At 62.5% G+C, this 17899-nt stretch carries 16 protein-coding genes; 14 read left to right on the forward strand and 2 right to left on the reverse strand.

Features of this window, described 5'->3' with window-relative positions:
- Positions 1–300, forward strand: a 300-nt coding sequence (locus CV103_RS00945) for a cation efflux transmembrane domain-containing protein (RefSeq protein ID WP_146163353.1), incomplete at its 5' end; no start/stop codon positions are given.
- An 18-nt stretch (positions 301–318) separates the two neighbouring features.
- Positions 319–2262 (forward strand): cytochrome c/FTR1 family iron permease, encoded by a 1944-nt coding sequence (locus tag CV103_RS00950; RefSeq protein WP_107393657.1) that lies wholly within the window; start codon positions 319–321, stop codon positions 2260–2262.
- Between the two features lie 27 nt (positions 2263–2289).
- Here the strand turns inward: CV103_RS00950 and CV103_RS00955 are convergent, their stop codons facing one another.
- Positions 2290–2700, reverse strand: a complete 411-nt coding sequence (locus tag CV103_RS00955) for a MerR family transcriptional regulator (protein ID WP_107393658.1) — start codon at positions 2698–2700, stop codon at positions 2290–2292.
- 82 nt (positions 2701–2782) lie between these two features.
- Here CV103_RS00955 and CV103_RS00960 point away from each other — a divergent pair, with 82 nt between their 5' ends.
- Both CV103_RS00960 and CV103_RS23030 read left to right on the forward strand, forming a co-directional pair.
- Positions 2783–3154, forward strand: a complete 372-nt coding sequence (locus CV103_RS00960) for a mercuric reductase (RefSeq protein WP_107393659.1) — start codon at positions 2783–2785, stop codon at positions 3152–3154.
- Positions 3147–3380, forward strand: a complete 234-nt coding sequence (locus CV103_RS23030) for a GDCCVxC domain-containing (seleno)protein (protein WP_107393660.1) — start codon at positions 3147–3149, stop codon at positions 3378–3380. Before CV103_RS00960 ends, CV103_RS23030 begins: the two co-directional genes overlap by 8 nt.
- A gap of 13 nt (positions 3381–3393) precedes the next feature.
- Here CV103_RS23030 and CV103_RS00970 read toward each other — a convergent pair whose 3' ends face one another.
- Entirely contained in the window at positions 3394–4092 is a 699-nt protein-coding gene (locus CV103_RS00970) for a cation efflux transmembrane domain-containing protein (protein WP_245896594.1), read from the reverse strand.
- 89 nt (positions 4093–4181) lie between these two features.
- On the opposite strand from CV103_RS00970, the gene CV103_RS00975 reads away from it, so the two are divergent.
- From CV103_RS00975 to CV103_RS01020, 10 genes are all read left to right on the forward strand, one after another.
- Positions 4182–4631 carry a MerR family transcriptional regulator gene (locus CV103_RS00975; protein WP_107393662.1) on the forward strand — a complete coding sequence of 150 codons (450 nt, stop codon included), beginning with the start codon at positions 4182–4184 and terminating at the stop codon, positions 4629–4631.
- Between the two features lie 618 nt (positions 4632–5249).
- Positions 5250–5666, forward strand: coding sequence for a hypothetical protein (locus CV103_RS00980; RefSeq protein ID WP_146163354.1), 417 nt, complete (start codon positions 5250–5252; stop codon positions 5664–5666).
- Positions 5667–5733: 67 nt separating this feature from the next.
- Positions 5734–7044 carry a TolC family protein gene (locus tag CV103_RS00985; RefSeq protein ID WP_107393664.1) on the forward strand — a complete coding sequence of 437 codons (1311 nt, stop codon included), beginning with the start codon at positions 5734–5736 and terminating at the stop codon, positions 7042–7044.
- Between the two features lie 226 nt (positions 7045–7270).
- The gene (locus CV103_RS00990) at positions 7271–8434 is read left to right on the forward strand and encodes an efflux RND transporter periplasmic adaptor subunit (RefSeq protein WP_107393665.1); all 1164 of its coding nucleotides are present in this window, start codon (positions 7271–7273) and stop codon (positions 8432–8434) included.
- Positions 8435–8437: 3 nt separating this feature from the next.
- Positions 8438–11683 (forward strand): efflux RND transporter permease subunit, encoded by a 3246-nt coding sequence (locus CV103_RS00995; protein ID WP_146163355.1) that lies wholly within the window; start codon positions 8438–8440, stop codon positions 11681–11683.
- Positions 11684–11694: 11 nt separating this feature from the next.
- Complete coding sequence (locus tag CV103_RS01000) at positions 11695–12039, forward strand: DUF190 domain-containing protein (protein WP_107393666.1); 345 nt, start codon at positions 11695–11697, stop codon at positions 12037–12039.
- A gap of 129 nt (positions 12040–12168) precedes the next feature.
- On the forward strand, positions 12169–12639 hold the full coding sequence (locus tag CV103_RS01005) for an SRPBCC family protein (protein ID WP_107393667.1): 471 nt from the start codon (positions 12169–12171) through the stop codon (positions 12637–12639).
- Between the two features lie 219 nt (positions 12640–12858).
- Entirely contained in the window at positions 12859–15363 is a 2505-nt protein-coding gene (locus CV103_RS01010; RefSeq protein ID WP_107393668.1) for a heavy metal translocating P-type ATPase, read from the forward strand.
- Positions 15363–16859 (forward strand): TolC family outer membrane protein, encoded by a 1497-nt coding sequence (locus tag CV103_RS01015; RefSeq protein WP_107393721.1) that lies wholly within the window; start codon positions 15363–15365, stop codon positions 16857–16859. Before CV103_RS01010 ends, CV103_RS01015 begins: the two co-directional genes overlap by 1 nt.
- 73 nt (positions 16860–16932) lie before the next feature.
- Positions 16933–17871 (forward strand): cation diffusion facilitator family transporter, encoded by a 939-nt coding sequence (locus CV103_RS01020; RefSeq protein WP_245896596.1) that lies wholly within the window; start codon positions 16933–16935, stop codon positions 17869–17871.
- The last annotated feature ends 28 nt before the right edge of the window (positions 17872–17899 follow it).

Raw genomic sequence — 17899 nt, forward strand, 5'->3', positions numbered from 1 at the left:
CTACGATCAGACCAGACAACCGATCCTACCGGCCATCATAGTCGCCGCTCAACCGGCCATCGTAGTTGTCGCCGCGCACGCGAGGGCGATGCCAACGTGCGGGCGGTCTGGCTGTTCAGCCGCAACGACGCCGTCGCCAATGTCGCGGTGATCGGGGCTGCTGGGCTAGTCGCCTGGACGGGCAGCGCTTGGCCCGATCTGGCAGTGGCGGCCGTTATCGCGCTCCTCTTCCTCCATTCCGCCTACGAGATCCTTCGTGGAGCACGCGCCGAGTTGCGCGAGCATTCACTGGCGGCCTGATTTTTGGAGTTTCCCTGCGTGGCCAGCCTTTTCCGTCTTCCTTTCCTCCTGATTCTATTCGTCGCCCTCAGCGGCTCCATTCCGTATCCCGCGTCTGCGCGCGCGGATACCGGAGAGGTCCAGACCGTTTGGCGGCTTCTCGACTATGTAGCTGTCGACTATGCCGGTGCAGTTTCGAATGGCCGGGTGACCAGCGCCGCGGAATATGCCGAGATGACCGAGTTCTCGGCTACGGTCCAGAGCAGCATCGCGGCCCTGCCGGCAAAGCCCGAGCGTGCCCGGCTGGTTGCCGAGGCGAAGGAACTCCAGGCGGCTATCGCATCCAAGGCAGCACCTGAAGCAGTGGCCCAGAAAGCGCGTGGACTCGCAGGCGACCTGCTCGCCGCTTATCCCGTGCCGCTCGCACCCGCGAAAGCCCCCGATCCGGTGCGCGGCGCCGCGCTCTATGCGGAAAATTGCGCGAGCTGCCACGGGATGAAGGGCGATGGTCACGGCCCTCAGGCAACGAGACTGAACCCGCCGCCGATCGCCTTCACTGATGTCGAGCGCGCGCGCAAGCGCAGCCTGTTCGCGCTCTATCAGGTGATCGGTCAGGGGCTAGATGGCACGGCGATGCAAAGCTTCGCTCAACTGCCTTCCGATGACCGCTGGGCGCTGGCGGCACATGTCGGCGGCTTCGCTTTCAAGGACGTTTCGGCCGGTGAGTGGATCTGGAAGGATGATCCGGCGCTACGTCAGCGCGTCCCTGACCTTCAGGCATTCACCAGCATGACACCCGAGACCCTCGGCCGTGCAATCGGGCAGGACAAGGCGGATGCCGTCTTCGCCTATCTACGTGCGAACCCGCAAGCGCTCGGCGCACCAAGGCCTGCGTCGCTGTCGGTCGCCCGCGAGAAGCTCGTGCAAAGTCTCGCGGCCTATCGCGCGGGAGACCAGCGTAACGCCGAACGGCTTGCGCTCTCGGCCTATCTCGACGGGTTCGAACCGTTAGAGCCGATCCTGACCGCCCGCGACGCGACGCTCATGGCGCGCATCGAGGGCGCGATGGGCGAATTCCGGACCGCCATCGGGCGCGGGGTGTCCGTGGAGGCGCTCGCCCAGAAGGCGGCCGTACTCGAAAGCCTGTTCTCAGATGCCGAAACGGCGCTCTCGCCCGATGCGGCAAGCGACGCCTCGACCTTCATCGGCGCGCTCACCATCCTGCTGCGCGAAGGACTTGAGGCATTGCTTATTGTCGTTGCGATGATCGCGTTTCTGCGCAAGGCGGACCGCCCCGAGGTTCTGCCTTATGTCCATGGCGGGTGGATCGCGGCGCTCATCGCTGGCGGCGCGACCTGGGCTGTCGCGACCTATGCAATCTCGATCAGCGGTGCCAGCCGCGAGCTGACCGAAGGGTTCGGTTCGCTTTTCGCCGCCGTGGTGCTGGTCTCGGTCGGCATCTGGATGCATGGCAAGTCGCATGCCGAAAGCTGGCAGCGCTATATCCGCGAAGCGCTGGGCAAGGCGTTGTCGCGCCGGTCAGCCTGGTTCCTATTCGGCCTCGCGTTTCTCGTCGTCTATCGGGAGGCGTTCGAAACGATCCTCTTCTTCGCCGCGCTCGCGGCACAAGGGAGCGGCAGCATCATCGCAGCAGGCGCCGGGACCGCGGTGGTACTGCTCGGGGTGATTGCCTGGACGATGCTGCGCTACAGCCGCTCGCTGCCGATCGGCAAATTCTTCGCCTATAGCTCAGTGCTCATCGCTGTTCTCGCGGTGGTGCTCGCCGGGAAAGGGACGGCAGCGCTTCAGGAAGCCGGTCTCATCGACATCACGCCGGTCGCGCATATACCAAGGCTTTCGATGCTGGGCATCTTCCCGTCGCTACAGCCTCTACTGCTCCAAATTCTTGCGCTGGCGGTCCTCTGGATCGGGTTCCGTTACAATGATCGGAAGCATGCGTCGAATACGGCTGCCGCCGAGTAAAGCGCGCTGCTATGGCAATCCCGAGGTTCAGCTACCATTTGCTGAAAGCGTCTCGATCAGGGGGCAGCCGGAGCTATCGCCCCCGTCACATGCCCGCACGGTTTCGTCGAGAACCCGCTCCATGCGCTGCAGATCGGCGAGGCGCGCACGGACGCTCTCCAGATGCGCAGCGGCAATCTCACGGGCTTCCGCACAGGACACTTGGCCTTCGGCGGCAATCCCGAGCAGCGCACGGATTTCGTCGAGCGTAAAGCCGAGTTCACGGGCACGACGAACGAAGCGAAGACGGTGGACATCCGTCACGCCGTAACAGCGATAGCAGCCGCGGCGGCCTGCCTTGGGCGTAAGGCCGATCCGCTCATAATAGCGGATCGTCTCGATGTTGCAGCCTGTCTGCCGTGACAGGTCGCCAATCGTGATCACCCCACTGGCCGTCATGCGTCACTCCACAAAAAAGAGCTTGAGTCTGTAGTTGCTACAGACGGTAAGACCGGGACATGACCGGTTCAAGGAGTCGCTGATGTCGATCGATCCGCGTGATGCTGCGCGTCTCGTGCGCGCGCGTGGCGCCGCTGCATTGACGCTGGGCGGTATCGCCGCCGCCTTCAGCGTGGCGTCTTGCTGTGCGTTGCCAGTCGTGCTCATGACGGCGGGTCTCAGCGCTGCATGGCTCGGCGGGATCGCGATGGTGGCCGCGCCATACCGGGTTCTTCTGTTGTGGTTAAGTACGCTCAGCCTCGCTGGCGGCGCGCTGTTGCTCTGGCGGACGCAGCGCTCGGCCATTGCCCGCGCCTCCGACAGAGTCTGCACACCTGGATGGCTGCGTCTCGTCTTGCTGATCGGGCTGATCTCAGGGGCGATCCTGCTGTGGCTGGGCTATTCCTATGTCTGAGCGCCCTCCTCAACTCCAATCGACGCTCACTTGCCCGCGTTGCGGGTTCGTGAAGACCGAAACCATGCCGACCGATGCGTGCCAATATTTCTACGACTGCACTGGCTGCGGCGCGATCCTGCGACCCAGGCGCGGTGATTGCTGCGTCTTCTGTTCCTATGGCAGCTTGCCGTGCCCGCCAATTCAGATCGAGGGCGAAGATGCGGGTTGCTGCGGCGACGGCTAGGCCAGCGTGCTTGTCAAACGTCCCTGGCGATCCCCGGGCGCTTGGGTGATGCCGACTGATGCCACACTGGCCAGGCGCTGCGCAGGACCTTGACGGCCGAGCGTAGGAAAATGGCGGCAATAGCCGCGCCCACGATGACGTCCGGCCAGGGCGACGCAAATAGGCCGACCAGCGCGGCGGCGACCAGTACTCCGACATTCGACGCGACGTCGTTGCGCGAGCATTCGAAAGTGCTGCTCATGTTCACATTGGCTGTGCGGAAACGCCATAGAAGCGCCAGACAGCTGAGATTCGCGACGAGTGCGACCGATCCCACCTCCAGCATCAGACTGCTCGAAGGCGGCACGCCATGGATGATCTTTATCGCCAGCTCGGCCAATACGGCGATCCCAAACCCGAGGATGATGAAGCCCTTCGCCAAGGCTGCTCCAGCCTCCCAGCGCGGCCCCCGCGAAAGCGCGAACAGGCTCAGCGCATAGACGAAGGCGTCGCCAAGCATATCGACGGAGTCCGCCATCAGCGCCGACGAGCCGGCAATGAGTCCGCCCCCAAACTCGAAAAGGAACATCATGGCGTTGATGATGAGAACGATGATGAGCACGCGCCGCTGATCGCGCCTGGCCGCAAGCCTCGCGAGTTCACTTCCCTTCTTTGAGCAGCAATCGTCCACTTGATGCGTCCTCGACTCGATCAGTGGATTGGGATTATCCACCCTGTATCCACTAGAGGGTCAAGCGGTCGTTGCTTCTCGGCGCGTATGTAACGTGTCGCGTCAACGGCCATAGTAGAGGCGGTTCGGTCATGTTGCTGATCGGTGAACTAGCCCGACGGACGGGAACGAAGGTGGAGACGGTTCGCTTTTACGAGCGTGAGGGGTTGCTGCCGCCCCCCAAGCGTACCGCTGGAAACTATCGGGCTTATTCCAATCGGCATCTCAACCGGCTTTCGTTCATCCGCCGTGCGCGCGATCTCGGTTTTACGCTGGACCAGGTGCGCGAGCTTCTTGACCTCGCCGATGATGCGAACCGATCTTGCGCGGCCGTGGATGCGATCGCGAGCACGCATGTGGCGGAAATCGACCGCAAGATTGCGGATCTGAATGCTCTTCGCGAGGAACTGGTTCGTCTGCTCGATCAATGCGAGCAGGGCACGATCGCCCACTGCCTTATCCTCGATGCGCTCGCGCCGGCTGGGCTTGAGGGGACAGCGCACCGACGCGACGTCTCAGCACCGGACCCCGGACGAGAGTAAATGACGATTCAATTGGACAAGGTTGGATGCACCGGCCCGGGGCTCCAATGCGCTGCTCTTAGCGACGCTTTTCGGCGCGAGGACTTCGCTTGCCAAGCTATTGCTCAGCGATGGCATCAAGCCTTGGATACTAAGCGGCTTGCTTTACCTTGAATCCGGCTTTGGTTTTTCAGCCATCATCTGATCCGGCGCTTCTTGCCGAGCGAATCGAAGCGCCGCTTCATCGCGGCGATTTGCCCTGGCTCATGCTCCCGACCCAGTTCGTCGTACATTTTTGCCCCTTTCTGGTCATGTTTGGACGTGCATCATCGACACGCTCACGCAGAAGCATCGATCCGGAAGGCAACCTCAAGGAGTACATTGTCTGTGCTGCCTCGGCATCACGCTCGATGATAAGAGTTCACAATTTTGAGACCCTTGCCATTTCTCTATAAATAACCAAGTTTTTGGTAGTTAATGATAGATGGCGATCTGCATGAGTAAAGAGATTACGAGAGTTCAAAGATAACTGCATGCATATTTACACATTTGTTTTGAAATATTCGGAGTGTTTTCGCCAAAATCGATCAATGATACACCATTACATCTATGATGCAAGATGACATACGGCGTCGCGGATTGATCGATATCGCAATTTTCTCTTTCCTTCCGGTAACAATGGCGATAGGGCCTGGAAATATGAAGGGGCTGTTCGCGCTCATTATAGGTCTTTTTGTCGCCACCGGCATGGTGGCGGGATCGATGGCGCATGCGGCGGAAATGGGTGGAGGCCGCGCTGCTATCGCTTCGGTGAGCAGCTGCTTCAATTCGCCCAACGAAGCCAAGGATGGCGCCGAGCAGGGTAAAAGCTCCCCATCGGAAGACGGCAAATCTCTGGTGAAATTCCATGCTTGCCATGGTCATCATATCAGTGTGCCGGTCGAGCCTGCGGGCGACGAGGTGATGTTGACGAAAGTCGAAATTCTGCCTGCGGAACCAAGCTCGGGCCTTGCGCCGCCAACATTCATCGGCACCTTCCGCCCTCCAATCGCCTGACAGCCCAATTGGCTGCGCCTGACTGCAAACAGGTGCGCACCTTTGGATTGTCAGGAGTTCCTTCTTCATGCATCGCAAAACTGCCGCCGCCACGGCCGCGGCGCTCGTGGCCGCATTTGCAGCCGCGCCCGCTGCCGCGCAGGCGACAACGTCCGAAATGGCCGGGCCGCCTGCGCCATCGATGGCACCATCGGTCCGAACGGGACCGCTTCCTGCAAAGCTGACGCTTAGCAAGGCACTGGAGGAGGCAGAAGCGCGCTCCCCTGCGCTTGCCGCCGCAAGAGCTGAGGTTGATGCCGCGCGCGGCCGGCTGCGCCAGGCGAAATTTCGCTTCAATCCGGTCCTGAACGTCGAGGTCGAGAACTTCGCCGGCACGGGTCCTTATTCGGGCTTTAACGGAACCGAGACGACGGTCTCAGTCAATCAGCGGCTCGATATCGGTGGGCGGCGCAAGGCGCGCATGACGCTTGCCGAAGCCGAACTCGCAGCCCAGGAATACCGCTTCGCGATCGCCCGCGCTGATCTCGGACAGCAGGTCCGTAATCTGTTTGCGTTGGGTGTATCGGCGCGTGACAATCTGGCGCTTGCGAGGGAAAATGAGGCACGGGCGCGTGAGTTGACGCGCATCGCACGCGAACTCGTCGATGCGGGAAAGGAGCCGCCACTTCGGGGGCTCAGAGCAGAGGCGGCACTGGCCCAGGCGACCGCGGCTCTGCGCACGGCCGAAGCCGATGAGGTCACCGCCCGGCGTTCGCTCGCGGCGATTTTCGGTGTCGATATTCCGCCGACAGAACTGGTTGGCGGTGACATGCTGCCGCCGCCCAGATCAGTTGATGCCATGGCCACGCTCGATGTGCGGCTTGCCGAAGCCGAACGCGTAATTGCTGAGGCACAATTGCGCCAGGCACGCGCCGAGGGCCGCCTTGATCCTTCGGTTGGAGTGGGCGTACGCCAGCTGCGCGAGACTGGTGATCGGGCACTGATCGCAAGTTTATCCGTCCCTCTCCCAGTGTTCGATCGCAACCAGGGCAATGTGGCGGCGGCACGGTCAGGTACGCAGGCGGCGGAAGCACGCCGAAACAACGTTCTCGCCAACACCCAAGCCCAAATCGCCAACGCCCGTTCCGTGCTTGCCGCTGCCGAAGCTCGTGTAACGGCCCTCGAAGGCAGCGGCATTGGCCAGGCACGCGAGGCGTTGCGGCTTGCCCAACTCTCCTATCGGGCCGGCAAGTCATCGTTGCTCGAGCTGCTCGACGCTCAGCAGGCCTATGCCTCGACACAAGCCGAACTCATCGCGGCACGACGTGCTCGCGCAGAAGCCCAGGCAACTCTGGAGCGTCAGGCAGCGACCGCCAACGATGTGGAGACCAGTCAATGAGCGAACTTGTCTCGATAGATACCAGCCCCTTGGTGTCACCTTTGGCCGTCGCTCGTGCAGCTGAGTCCATCGAAGGATTTGGTGCTGCATCCGATCGCAATAACGCAAAGCCCGTTGTGACCCTTGCGACGTATTCCGCAGCGCGCTCTTGCAATGTCCTTCCCTTACGGCTCGCGGCAACGCGCGACCCAGCGCAGCCGGCCCAGATGAAATTCGGAGATGCTAAATGATCACTCAGAATAGACGCCTCCTCGGCGGGGTGGGTGGCGCCGTCCTGCTTGCGGCCGTCGGCGGCTTCACGGTTGCTCGCTGCACCGCAGACCCGGCCGCAGAAGCGCAGAAGTCCAGTATCGGTGAGGACAGTGCGGAAGCCCCGCCGAGCAGCCTCGCGATGACGGACGAGGCGATCCGCGCCGCCGACATCGCCGTTGAGGCGGTCCGTTCGGGCGGCCTTGGCTCTGAAATTCCCGCCCAAGCTACCGTCACGGCCGCGCCAAACGGCGAGGCGATCGTCACGGCGCGCGCGGGCGGCGCGGTCACTCGCGTGTTCAAGCGGCTCGGCGATCCTGTAAAGGCCGGCGAGGGGCTCGCGGTCGTGCAGAGCCGGGATGCTGCCCAGATCGCGGCCGATCGGACGGCGGCAGACGCGCGTGCAGTCCTTGCCCAGCGCAATCTTGCCCGGGAACGCCAACTCTACGAGCAGAAGGTATCAGCTCGCGTCGATTATGAGCGGGCGCAGGCGGAAGCTGCGGCTGCCTCGGCCGAAGCCCGGCGCGCCCAGGTCGCAGCAAGCGCCGCGAACGTCACCCGCGACGGCAGCGGCGTGATTGTCGCCAGCCCGATCTCCGGCCGCGTCACGGCGGCAAGCATCAGCGTGGGAGCGTTCGTGCAACCCGAAACCGAGCTGTTCAGGGTGGCCGACCCGCGGCAAATCCAGGTTGAGGCGGCCGTTGGCCCGCTCGATGCGCAGCGCCTCGCTGCCGGCGACACGGCAATCGTCGAGCTTCCCGACGGCCGGACGATCGATGCGCGCGTGCGATCGATTACGCCCACGCTGAGTGGCGAGACTCGCGCCGCCACGGCGGTGCTCGATGTGCGTGACTCCGCCCTCGTGCCGGGCCTTGCGGTCCGGGTGCGGCTGAGGCCGAGCCGCGGCGATGTTTCCGGCGCGATCGTTGTGCCCGAGGAAGGTCTTCAGTCGCTGGAAGGCCGCGACGTGGTGTTCGTGCGAACCAAGCAGGGGTTTCGTGCACAGTCCGTCACGATCGGGCAGCGCAGCGCCGGCAGGGTTGAAGTCACGTCGGGCCTGAAGCCCGGCCAGATGATCGCAACCAGGAACGCATTCCTGCTCAAGGCCGAGCTCGGCAAGGGCGCGGGCGAGGAGGAATAAGCCGTGATTGCAAGTCTCATTGCGCTTGCCGTTCGCCAACGCTGGGCGGTTCTGTTTTTCTTCCTCATCGTCGCCGGGCTCGGCGTCTGGCAGTTGACCAAGCTGCCGATTGATGCGGTGCCCGACATCACCAATAAACAGGTGCAGATCAACACCGTCGATCCGCGACTTTCGCCGGTCGAGATCGAGAAGCTCGTAACCTATCCCGTCGAGATCTCGCTCGCCGGTATTCCCGGGCTCGAAACGACACGCTCGATTTCGCGTAACGGGTTCAGTCAGGTCACGGCGATCTTCACCGACTCGACCGACCTCTATTTTGCCCGTCAACAGGTTGGCGAGCGTTTGCGCCAGGCAACCGAGAATCTTCCCGACGGTGTTCAGCCGCAGATTGGCCCCGTGACGACCGGACTTGGCGAAGTCGTCATGTATACCGTCGGTTACAAAAATCCCGATGGCAAGGGCGCCAAGAAAGTCGCCGGACAGCCTGGCTGGCAGCCGGACGGTAGCTACCTCACAGCCGAAGGCGACCTGCTTACCGACGAGATCGCCAAAGCCGGCTATCTGCGCACCGTGCAGGACTGGATCATCAGCCCGCAATTGAAGGCCGTGTCCGGCGTCGCGGGCGTGGACTCGATCGGCGGCTACGCAAAAACTTTCGTGGTCGAGCCCGATCCAACCAAGCTCACGAGCTTCGGTATCTCCTATAGCGAGCTTGGCGAAGCGCTGGAGAAGGCCAACCTCGCGGTCGGAGCAAATTACTATAATCGCGCAGGCGAGGCCTATCTCGTCCGCGTCGACGCCCGAGTGCGCTCGGTCGACGAAATCAGGAATGCCGTCGTGGCAACGCGCGGCGGTGTTCCAATCACCGTCGGGCAGATCGCCAATGTCAGGATTGGCGGCGACCTACGCACAGGCGCCGGCAGTATGAACGGTGAAGAAGCCGTGATCGGCACCGTGCTCATGCTCATCGGCGAGAACAGCCGAACCGTCGCGCAGGACGTCTCGGCCAAGCTGAACGAGGTATCGAAGACACTGCCCCCCGGCGTTGAGGTGAAGATCGTTCTCGACCGCGCCAGTTTGGTCAACGCGACGGTGGGAACGGTCGAGCGCAACCTGACCGAAGGCGCGTTGCTTGTTGCGGCTTCGCTGTTCCTGCTGCTCGGCAACTGGCGCGCGGCGATCATCGCCGCCCTCGTCATTCCTTTCTCCTTCCTGATGATGGCGATGGGGATGAATGTCTTTCGAGTGCCTGGGAACCTGATGAGTCTTGGCGCCCTGGACTTCGGCCTGATCGTCGATGGCGCGGTGATCATCATCGAGAACTGTCTGGCGCGCCTCGCGCACCGACAGGAGCATGAAGGGCGGCTGATGACACTTCGGGAGCGGCTCGAGGAAACGATGCATGCCGCGCAGGAGATGATCAAGCCGACCGTGTTCGGGCAGGCGATCATCCTTCTCGCCTTCTCGCCGCTGCTGATGTTCACGGGCGTCGAGGGCAAGACCTTCTCGCCGATGGCGATCACGATCATGCTGGCGCTGGTCGCCGCGTTCATCCTGACGCTTACGCTGGTGCCGGCACTCGTGGCGTTGCTCATCCGTGGACGGGTTGCCGAAAAGGAAGTGTGGCTGATCCGCAAGACCAAGGATCGCTATTTGCCGCTCCTCGACAAGGCGATCGCGCGTCCTTGGCCGTTCATCGTTGGCGGGCTGGCCTTCTTTCTCGCGGCGGTTCCGGCTTTCGGGCTGCTCGGCTCGGAGTTCATCCCGCAGCTCGATGAGAAGAATATGGCGCTTGCCTCCACGCGAGTTCCATCTGTCAGCCTTGAGCAGTCGCTGGTGATGCAGCGCAAAGTCGAAGAGGCGGTCAAGAAGCTGCCTGAGGTCGAGTTGATGTTCTCCAAGACCGGCACCGCCGAGGTCGCGACCGACCCGATGCCGCCCAATATTTCCGATGGCTTCGTCATCCTGAAGCCGCAGGATCAATGGCCGGCGGGCGTCGAGACGAAGGCCGACGTGATTGAGCGCGTCGAGAAGGCGGCAGGCGGCCAACTCGGCCAACTCTACGAAGTCAGTCAGCCGATCGAACTGCGCTTCAATGAACTGATCGCTGGCGTGCGCGGCGACGTGGCCGTCATGCTCTATGGTGACGATCTCGACAAGATGTCGCAGGTGGCCAACGAGATGGTCCGCGTGCTGCAATCGATCCCAGGTGCGGCCAGCGTGAAGGCGGACCAGGTCGGCGGTGCGCCAATGCTCGACGTGAAGCTCGATCGCGCGATGATCGCGCGCTATGGGCTGACCGTACAGGAGGTCGCCGATACTGTTGCGGCGGCGCTCGGCGGGCGAGAATCGGGACTGCTCTACGAAGGCGACCGGCGCTTCGACATCACGGTCCGCGTACCGGACGCGACGCGGGTCAATCTCGATGACATCCGTTCTCTTCCGGTACTGCTGCCGCAGGACGGCGCAGATGCGCGGAAGCAGGTGCCGCTCGCGCAGGTCGCGCGGATTCAACTCACCGAAGGTCTGAACGAAGTCAGACGGGAGAACGGCAAACGGAGGATTGCGGTGCAGGTCAACCTCGAAGGTCGTGATGCGGGATCGTTTGTCCAGGAGGCGCAAGCCAAGATCGCGCAGGTGAAGCTGCCCGCCGGTTACTACCTCACGTGGGGCGGCCAGTTCGAGAGCCTCCAAGCAGCGTCTCAGCGACTGTCGATTGTAGTGCCTCTGTGTTTCGCCGTGATCTTCGTGCTGCTCTACATGGCCTTGGGCGGTATCGGCCGGGCACTGGCGGTCTATCTGGCGATACCGCTCGGGCTTGCCGGCGGCGTGTTCACGCTCGCAATGACAGGCATCAACTTCTCAGTCTCGGCAGCCGTTGGCTTCATCGTCTTGGCCGGTGTGGCAGTGTTGAACGGCCTGGTTGTGATGACCGCGATCCGCGAACGGCTCGAAAGCGGTCGGCCGCTGGCGGAAGCAATCCGCGAGGGTATGGCCGAGAAGATGCGAGCGGTGGTGATGACCGGGTTCGTGCCGGCGATCGGCTTCGTGCCAATGGCGCTCGCGCACGGCACCGGCGCCGAAGTCCAAAAGCCCCTGGCGACGACCGTCATTGGCGGACTCATCGCCGCGACCGTCCTGACGCTGCTCGTGCTCCCAGCGATCACCAAGGTGGTGCTGGGCATCAAGTGGAACTGGCGCCGCAAGGACCGCCAGCCCGAAGGCCTTGACGTCCCAGCAACGGAATGAAGGAGAGGAATATGGGCAAGTCGATCAAATTGCTGCGAATATACACCGACGAAGCCGCCTATATGGGGGATCGCAACGTCTACGAGTATATCGCCTCGCTGGCGCGCGAAAAGCAGCTGGCAGGGGTGACCGTGCTCGAGGCACTGATCGGCTTTGGCCATTCGCCTCGCCTTCATCGAGGCCATGTTCTGGAAAGCCGCCGGGCCATCGTCATCGAGATCGTCGACGAGGAAGCCAAGCTGAGAGACTTCGTCGCGGCGCTCGATGACGTTCCTGACGTCGGGCTCATGACGCTCGAAAAGGTCGAAATTTTGGGCGGGAAGGCCGAACAGGCCATCCCGAAAACAGACGAATGACCTACGCCGGGTCCCGAGGCGAAGCGCTTGGTTCGCCAAGGGCAGTTTGGGCGCGACATGCTTGCAGGCCGCCCCAAGCCTCCTCCCGACGGGCGCGAACACCCGGCGAGACGCTTGGGATAACGACACATGTTTACGGTCGAAAACTCGATTTTGTTACCCACACCCCTGGCGCGGGTCTGGCGGCTGATTGTCGATGTGGACCGCTATTGCGATTGGCATCCTTTCATAACGCTCCAGAGCGACCCGGTGGATCCCAGGAAGGTCACCTGTACCTATTGGAAGCCAGGCAACGCAGCCCCGCTTTTTTCGGCCACTGGAACAATTGTTCACCTCGACCGGCCGTCCGATTTTGCCTGGCGAACGGGGATCCGAGGCGTGATCGAGGTCGAGGAGGGCTATCATTTGGAAAAGTTAGCTCAGGGCACCCAACTCACCCATCGTCTGTCCTGTTCGGGACTGGGTTCGTGGCTCGGACTTGTGATCTTGAAGCGGGGCTTCCGACGCTCCCTCGTGAGGGCCGACGAATTGCTGACGACCCATCTGCGGCGGGGGACCACGATCTCCCGCTATTCGCATCGGGTCGGTCGACATCATTAAGACGCTGCTCCGCGAACAGCCGCCAGGTTACCGCAGGAGGCAAGTGCAGGCGTCCACCTTACTCCACAAGCTCTCCGGCTTGGCGACATCGGCATCGCCGATGCCGTCATCATGAGGTGCGGGCGTTCGATCTCGCCCGCACCTCACCAATGAACATGGGCTGAGCGGTCGTGGGGCGAGCACGCAACGAATGGCGCCAGCGGGCTTAGGGAAGGAAGCATGAAAGATCATCTGCGTCTCGATATTCCGCTCCTCCTTCCGGATGTTCCGGACGAGGCTGATCAGTGTCTTGACCGGCTTACCTCCGACCTAAAAGGCCGGCAGGGGATCGATGAAGCGCACATCATTGCCGCTAACGCCGACAACCCCGCGCAACTCTGCATCCATTATGATCCGGACGTGCTGCCGCTGGAACGCGTGCGACAGGTCGCAAGATCTGCCGGAGCCTCGCTGACGGAGCAGTACCAGCACCTGCTTTGGTCGGTCGATGGCCTGGGCCATCCCCGGCGCGCGCGCACCGTAAGCGATCGCCTTCGGCAGCTACCCGGCGTCGTCGAATCCGAAGCCAGTGCCGCAGGGACAATCCGCGTCGAACTCAGCCGCGCCGAAATCACCGCCAATGATATCAGTAGTGCGCTCGCCGAAATGGGCGTCCGCCGGCGGACGGGCGCGTCCGCCGAGCGCGCACTGCCACGGGAACCGCACGATCATGCCGGCCATGATCATGGCAATCATGCGGCTGCGGAAAGTAACAGCGACGACCATGAGCATATCCATGGCGGCATCTTCGGCCCCAATACCGAACTGATCTTCGCACTTCTCTGCGGCGCTATCCTTGCTACCGGATTTGCGATCGAGAAACTGACGACCTTTCCCGCTTGGATTTCTCTCGTCTGTTACCTCGCTGCCTATGTGTTAGGCGGTTGGTTCACCCTGCGGGAAGCGATCGAGAACCTACGGCTTAAGCGGTTTGAGATCGACACACTGATGCTTGTCGCCGCGGCTGGAGCGGGTGCGCTCGGCGCCTGGGCAGAGGGCGCGCTTCTGCTCTTCCTGTTCAGTCTAGGCCATGCGCTTGAGCATTATGCCATGGGGCGGGCCAAGCGCGCCATTGAGGCGCTCGCCGAGCTGGCGCCACAAACCGCCATGGTGCGCCGTGACGGCAGCGTCAGCGAGGTGCCGGTAGAGGATCTGGTCGTCGGCGATACCGTGGTGGTAAAACCGAACGAGCGTTTGCCTGCGGACGGGTTCGTTGTTGTCGGCCGCTCCAGTGTCGATCAGTCACCCGTGACCGGCGAAAGCGTGCCGGTCGACAAGGAGCCTGTCCCGGACCGATCGCAAGCAGCTGCGCGACCGGACAAATTGCCCGCGCAGCACCGGGTGTTCGCCGGGACAATCAATGGGCCGGGCGCGATTGAGATCGCCGTGACTCGCCTTTCCACCGACACTACGCTTGCCAAAGTAGTGAAGATGGTGAGCGAGGCGGAAACGCAAAAATCGCCCACGCAACGCTTCACCGACCGGTTCGAGCGCGTGTTCGTACCGTCCGTTCTCGGCGGCGTCGTGGTTCTCCTGTTCGCCTGGGTGGTCATTGATGAACCAGTCCGGGACAGCTTCTATCGCGCAATGGCGGTGCTGGTGGCGGCGAGTCCCTGTGCGCTTGCCATCGCCACGCCGAGCGCGGTGTTGTCCGGCGTGGCGCGCGCTGCACGCGGCGGAGTTCTGATCAAAGGCGGCGGACCACTTGAAAGCCTTGGTTCGCTCACCGCGCTCGCGTTCGACAAAACGGGAACGCTCACCGAAGGCCGGCCGCGCATCACCGACATTGTTTCGGCCAAAGGCGTCGAGGATGACGAGCTCATGACGGTTGCCGTGGCGGTCGAGAATCTGAGCGACCATCCGCTCGCCGCTGCTATCGTACGCGACGGGCGCCAGTTTCTCGACGAGGAACCCATTCCTGCCGCCCATGATCTTAACAGTCTTACCGGCCGTGGCGTTCGGGCACGGGTCAATGGCGAAGCCGTCCTCATCGGCAAGGCTGAAATGTTCGGGAGCGACGGGATCGCTCCGCTCTCCAGCGAGATGGCGAAGGCAATCGAACGCCTGCGTGAGCAGGGACGAACCACGATGGTGGTGCGAATGGGCGACCGCGACCTGGGTGTGATCGGGCTGATGGATACGCCGCGGGTTGCGGCCAAAGCCGCCATCGATCGGCTGAAGTCTTTGGGGATCAGTCGAATGATTATGATCTCGGGCGACAACCAGCGCGTTGCCGCCGCTATCGCTGCAGATGTCGGGGTCAACGAGGCTTGGGGCGACCTGATGCCCGAGGACAAGGTCGATGCGATCGAAAAGCTTCGGAAGGAAATGCCCGTCGCGATGGTTGGAGATGGCGTTAACGACGCGCCTGCCATAGCCAATGCGACCGTCGGCATCGCCATGGGCGCCGCGGGCTCGGATGTCGCGCTGGAGACGGCAGATGTGGCGTTGATGGCGGACGATCTGGCGCATCTGCCGTTCGCAGTGGGACTGAGCCGCCAGACTCGCTGGATCATTCGGCAAAATCTCGTCGTCAGCTTGGGTGTGGTTGCGCTGCTAGTTCCGGCAACCATCCTCGGATTGGGCATTGGACCCGCGGTCATGGTTCACGAGGGATCGACGCTCCTGGTGGTCTTCAACGCGCTGCGTCTCCTCGCCTACCGCGACAACGCGGAGGCGGCATGATGGCTGGGCAAGCTCTTCGATTGACGATCGCGGCACTACCGCTGTTGTTCGCGACGGCGGCATCTGCTGAAACCCTCCGCCAGGCACTGATCACGGCCTATCGAACCAATCCCAGCCTGACCGGCGCGCGCGCCGGTCTTCGGGCAACCGATGAAGGTGTGCCGATCGCAAAGGCGGCCGGTCGGCCTAATCTCAGTGCCACCGCCGATTATCAGGAGTTCGTCGTTCGGTCTGCGAACAGCTTCTCTGCGCCCTTGCGAGCGGCGAATGCCAGCGCGAACCTGTCCTTTCCTCTCTACCAGGGCGGCCGTGTCAAGAATTCGATCCGCGCGGCCGATGCACGTGTCGAATCCGGCCGCGCGGGTCTGCGCGCGACGGAGGCGGACGTCTTCACCGCAGTCGTCTCGGTTTACATGGACGTTATGCGCGACAGTGCGATTGTGAAGCTGAACGCGCGCAATGTCGACGTGCTCGAGACCAATCTGCAAGCCTCGCGCGACCGCTTTGAGGTTGGCGACCTCACGAGGACTGATGTCGCCCAGTCGGAAGCGCGGCTGTCCGTCGCTCGGGGACAGTTGGAGCTGGCGCAAGCGCAGCTCGATGCAAGCCTCGAAAACTATCTTCGCTTTGTCGGCGTGCCGGCGCGGGACCTGGAACAACCACCCGTCCTGCCCGGCCTTCCCGCAACATCGAAGAGCGCAGTTAACATTGCCATCAAGAACAACCCCCAGCTCCTGGCCGCGAAGGCTGACGCCAGTGCGGCTCGCTATGACGTTCGCGTCGCGGCCTCTTCGCGGCTTCCCAGCCTATCTGTGGTGGCCAGCACCGGTTACAACAATTACCTCGGGTCATTGACCAGCACGTCGCCGGGTCGGGTCTTCCGGCAAGCGCAGACCACGGCGATGGTCGGCCTCTCCGCGACGATCCCGCTCTACCAGGGCGGCCTGCCTGCGGCCGAAGTCCGACGGGCAAACGCCCTTTCAGGTCAGGCACTCGAGCAGATCGTTTTCGTTGAGCGCCGCGTCGTCGCGGACACCCGCGCCGCCTTTTCGCGTTATCGGGCAACGCTGGTGGTGATCGAAGCCTCGAAATCCGCTGTCACCGCCAACGAGCTCGCTCTCGAAGGCGTTCGTGCGGAAAACACCGTGGGCACGCGCAATGTGCTCGACGTACTGAACGCCGAGCAGGAACTCCTAAACAGCCGCGTCCAACTCGTCACCGCAGAACGCGACGCCTACGTGGCCGGATTCACGCTTCTGGCTGCCATGGGGCGCGCCGAAGCCCGTGATCTCAATCTCTTCGGAGGAACATTGTTCGAACCTGGTTTCAGTCGCCCGGCGCTGCCGGGTCCGTTTGCTCCGTCCGGGTCAACGGGCTCCAGCGAAATACCGGGCACGCCTTTCGGAGAGACACCAGAAGGGGCCAGCCCCGGTTCGGTCAATCGCCCTATCGTTTCCGAGGCTCGTGTACTTGCGGTTCGGCAGGATCGGCCATGATGCACAGATCGGTGGTTCCTGGGCGTCGCAGCCTCGATCAGGACAATTCTGATCCGCGGGAAAGGAGCAAACCGTGCCGAAGCCCATGACTGAACAGGCGAACGTCAAACCGAATGTTGCCGCCAATCCCTCGCACGATCATGCCACGACCGCCAACAGCAGGATATTGCTGATCGCGCTTCTTCTAACCGGCACATTCTTGATTGCCGAAGTCGTCGGCTCCTTCGTCTTCAACAGCCTCGCTCTGCTGTCCGACGCCGGCCATATGCTGACGGACGTTGCAGCGTTGACCATTGCACTGCTGGCGATCCGGATTGGAGCCCGGCCCGCAGATGACCAGCGAACCTTCGGCTATCGCCGGTTCGAGATCCTCGCAGCTGCCTTCAATGCCCTCCTGTTGTTCGCCGTCGCCATCTATGTCCTGTTCGAAGCGGTAAACCGCTTCCGCGATCCTGAGCCCGTCCAGTCGACGGGGATGCTGGTCGTCGCCGTCATCGGCCTAGTCATAAACCTTGTGTCGATGCGCCTGCTCATGTCGGGCAAGGACCGGAGCCTCAACCTTAAAGGCGCCTATCTCGAAGTCTGGGCGGACATGCTCGGCTCCATCGGCGTGATCGCTGGTGCGCTCGTCATTCGCTTCACCGGCATCAGCTGGATCGATCCGATTGTGGCCGTAGGCATCGGCCTCTGGGTTCTGCCGAGAACCTGGATCCTGCTTCGCGACACCGCGAATGTCCTGCTCGAAGGCGTGCCGCGGGGCCTTTCGCTGGCTGACGTGCGGGCTACGATTCTTAGGGTGGATGGGGTTCGCGGCGCTCATGACCTCCATGTCTGGTCGATCACAAGCGACAGCATGAGCTGCTCGGTTCACATTATGGTGGATGGTGACGCAAACGCCGAGGCCATCAGAGGCCAGGTGGCGGCCAAGCTCGCGCAGGCGTTCGCCATCGAGCACGCCACGATCCAGACCGAAACCAGCCCCTGTTCCGAGGTCGAGCCTCTCCATCTCTAGCAGTGAAGCAAAATAACCAGCTGAAAAG

This window comes from Edaphosphingomonas fennica (genome assembly GCF_003034225.1).
Lineage (GTDB): Bacteria > Pseudomonadota > Alphaproteobacteria > Sphingomonadales > Sphingomonadaceae > Sphingomonas_E > Sphingomonas_E fennica.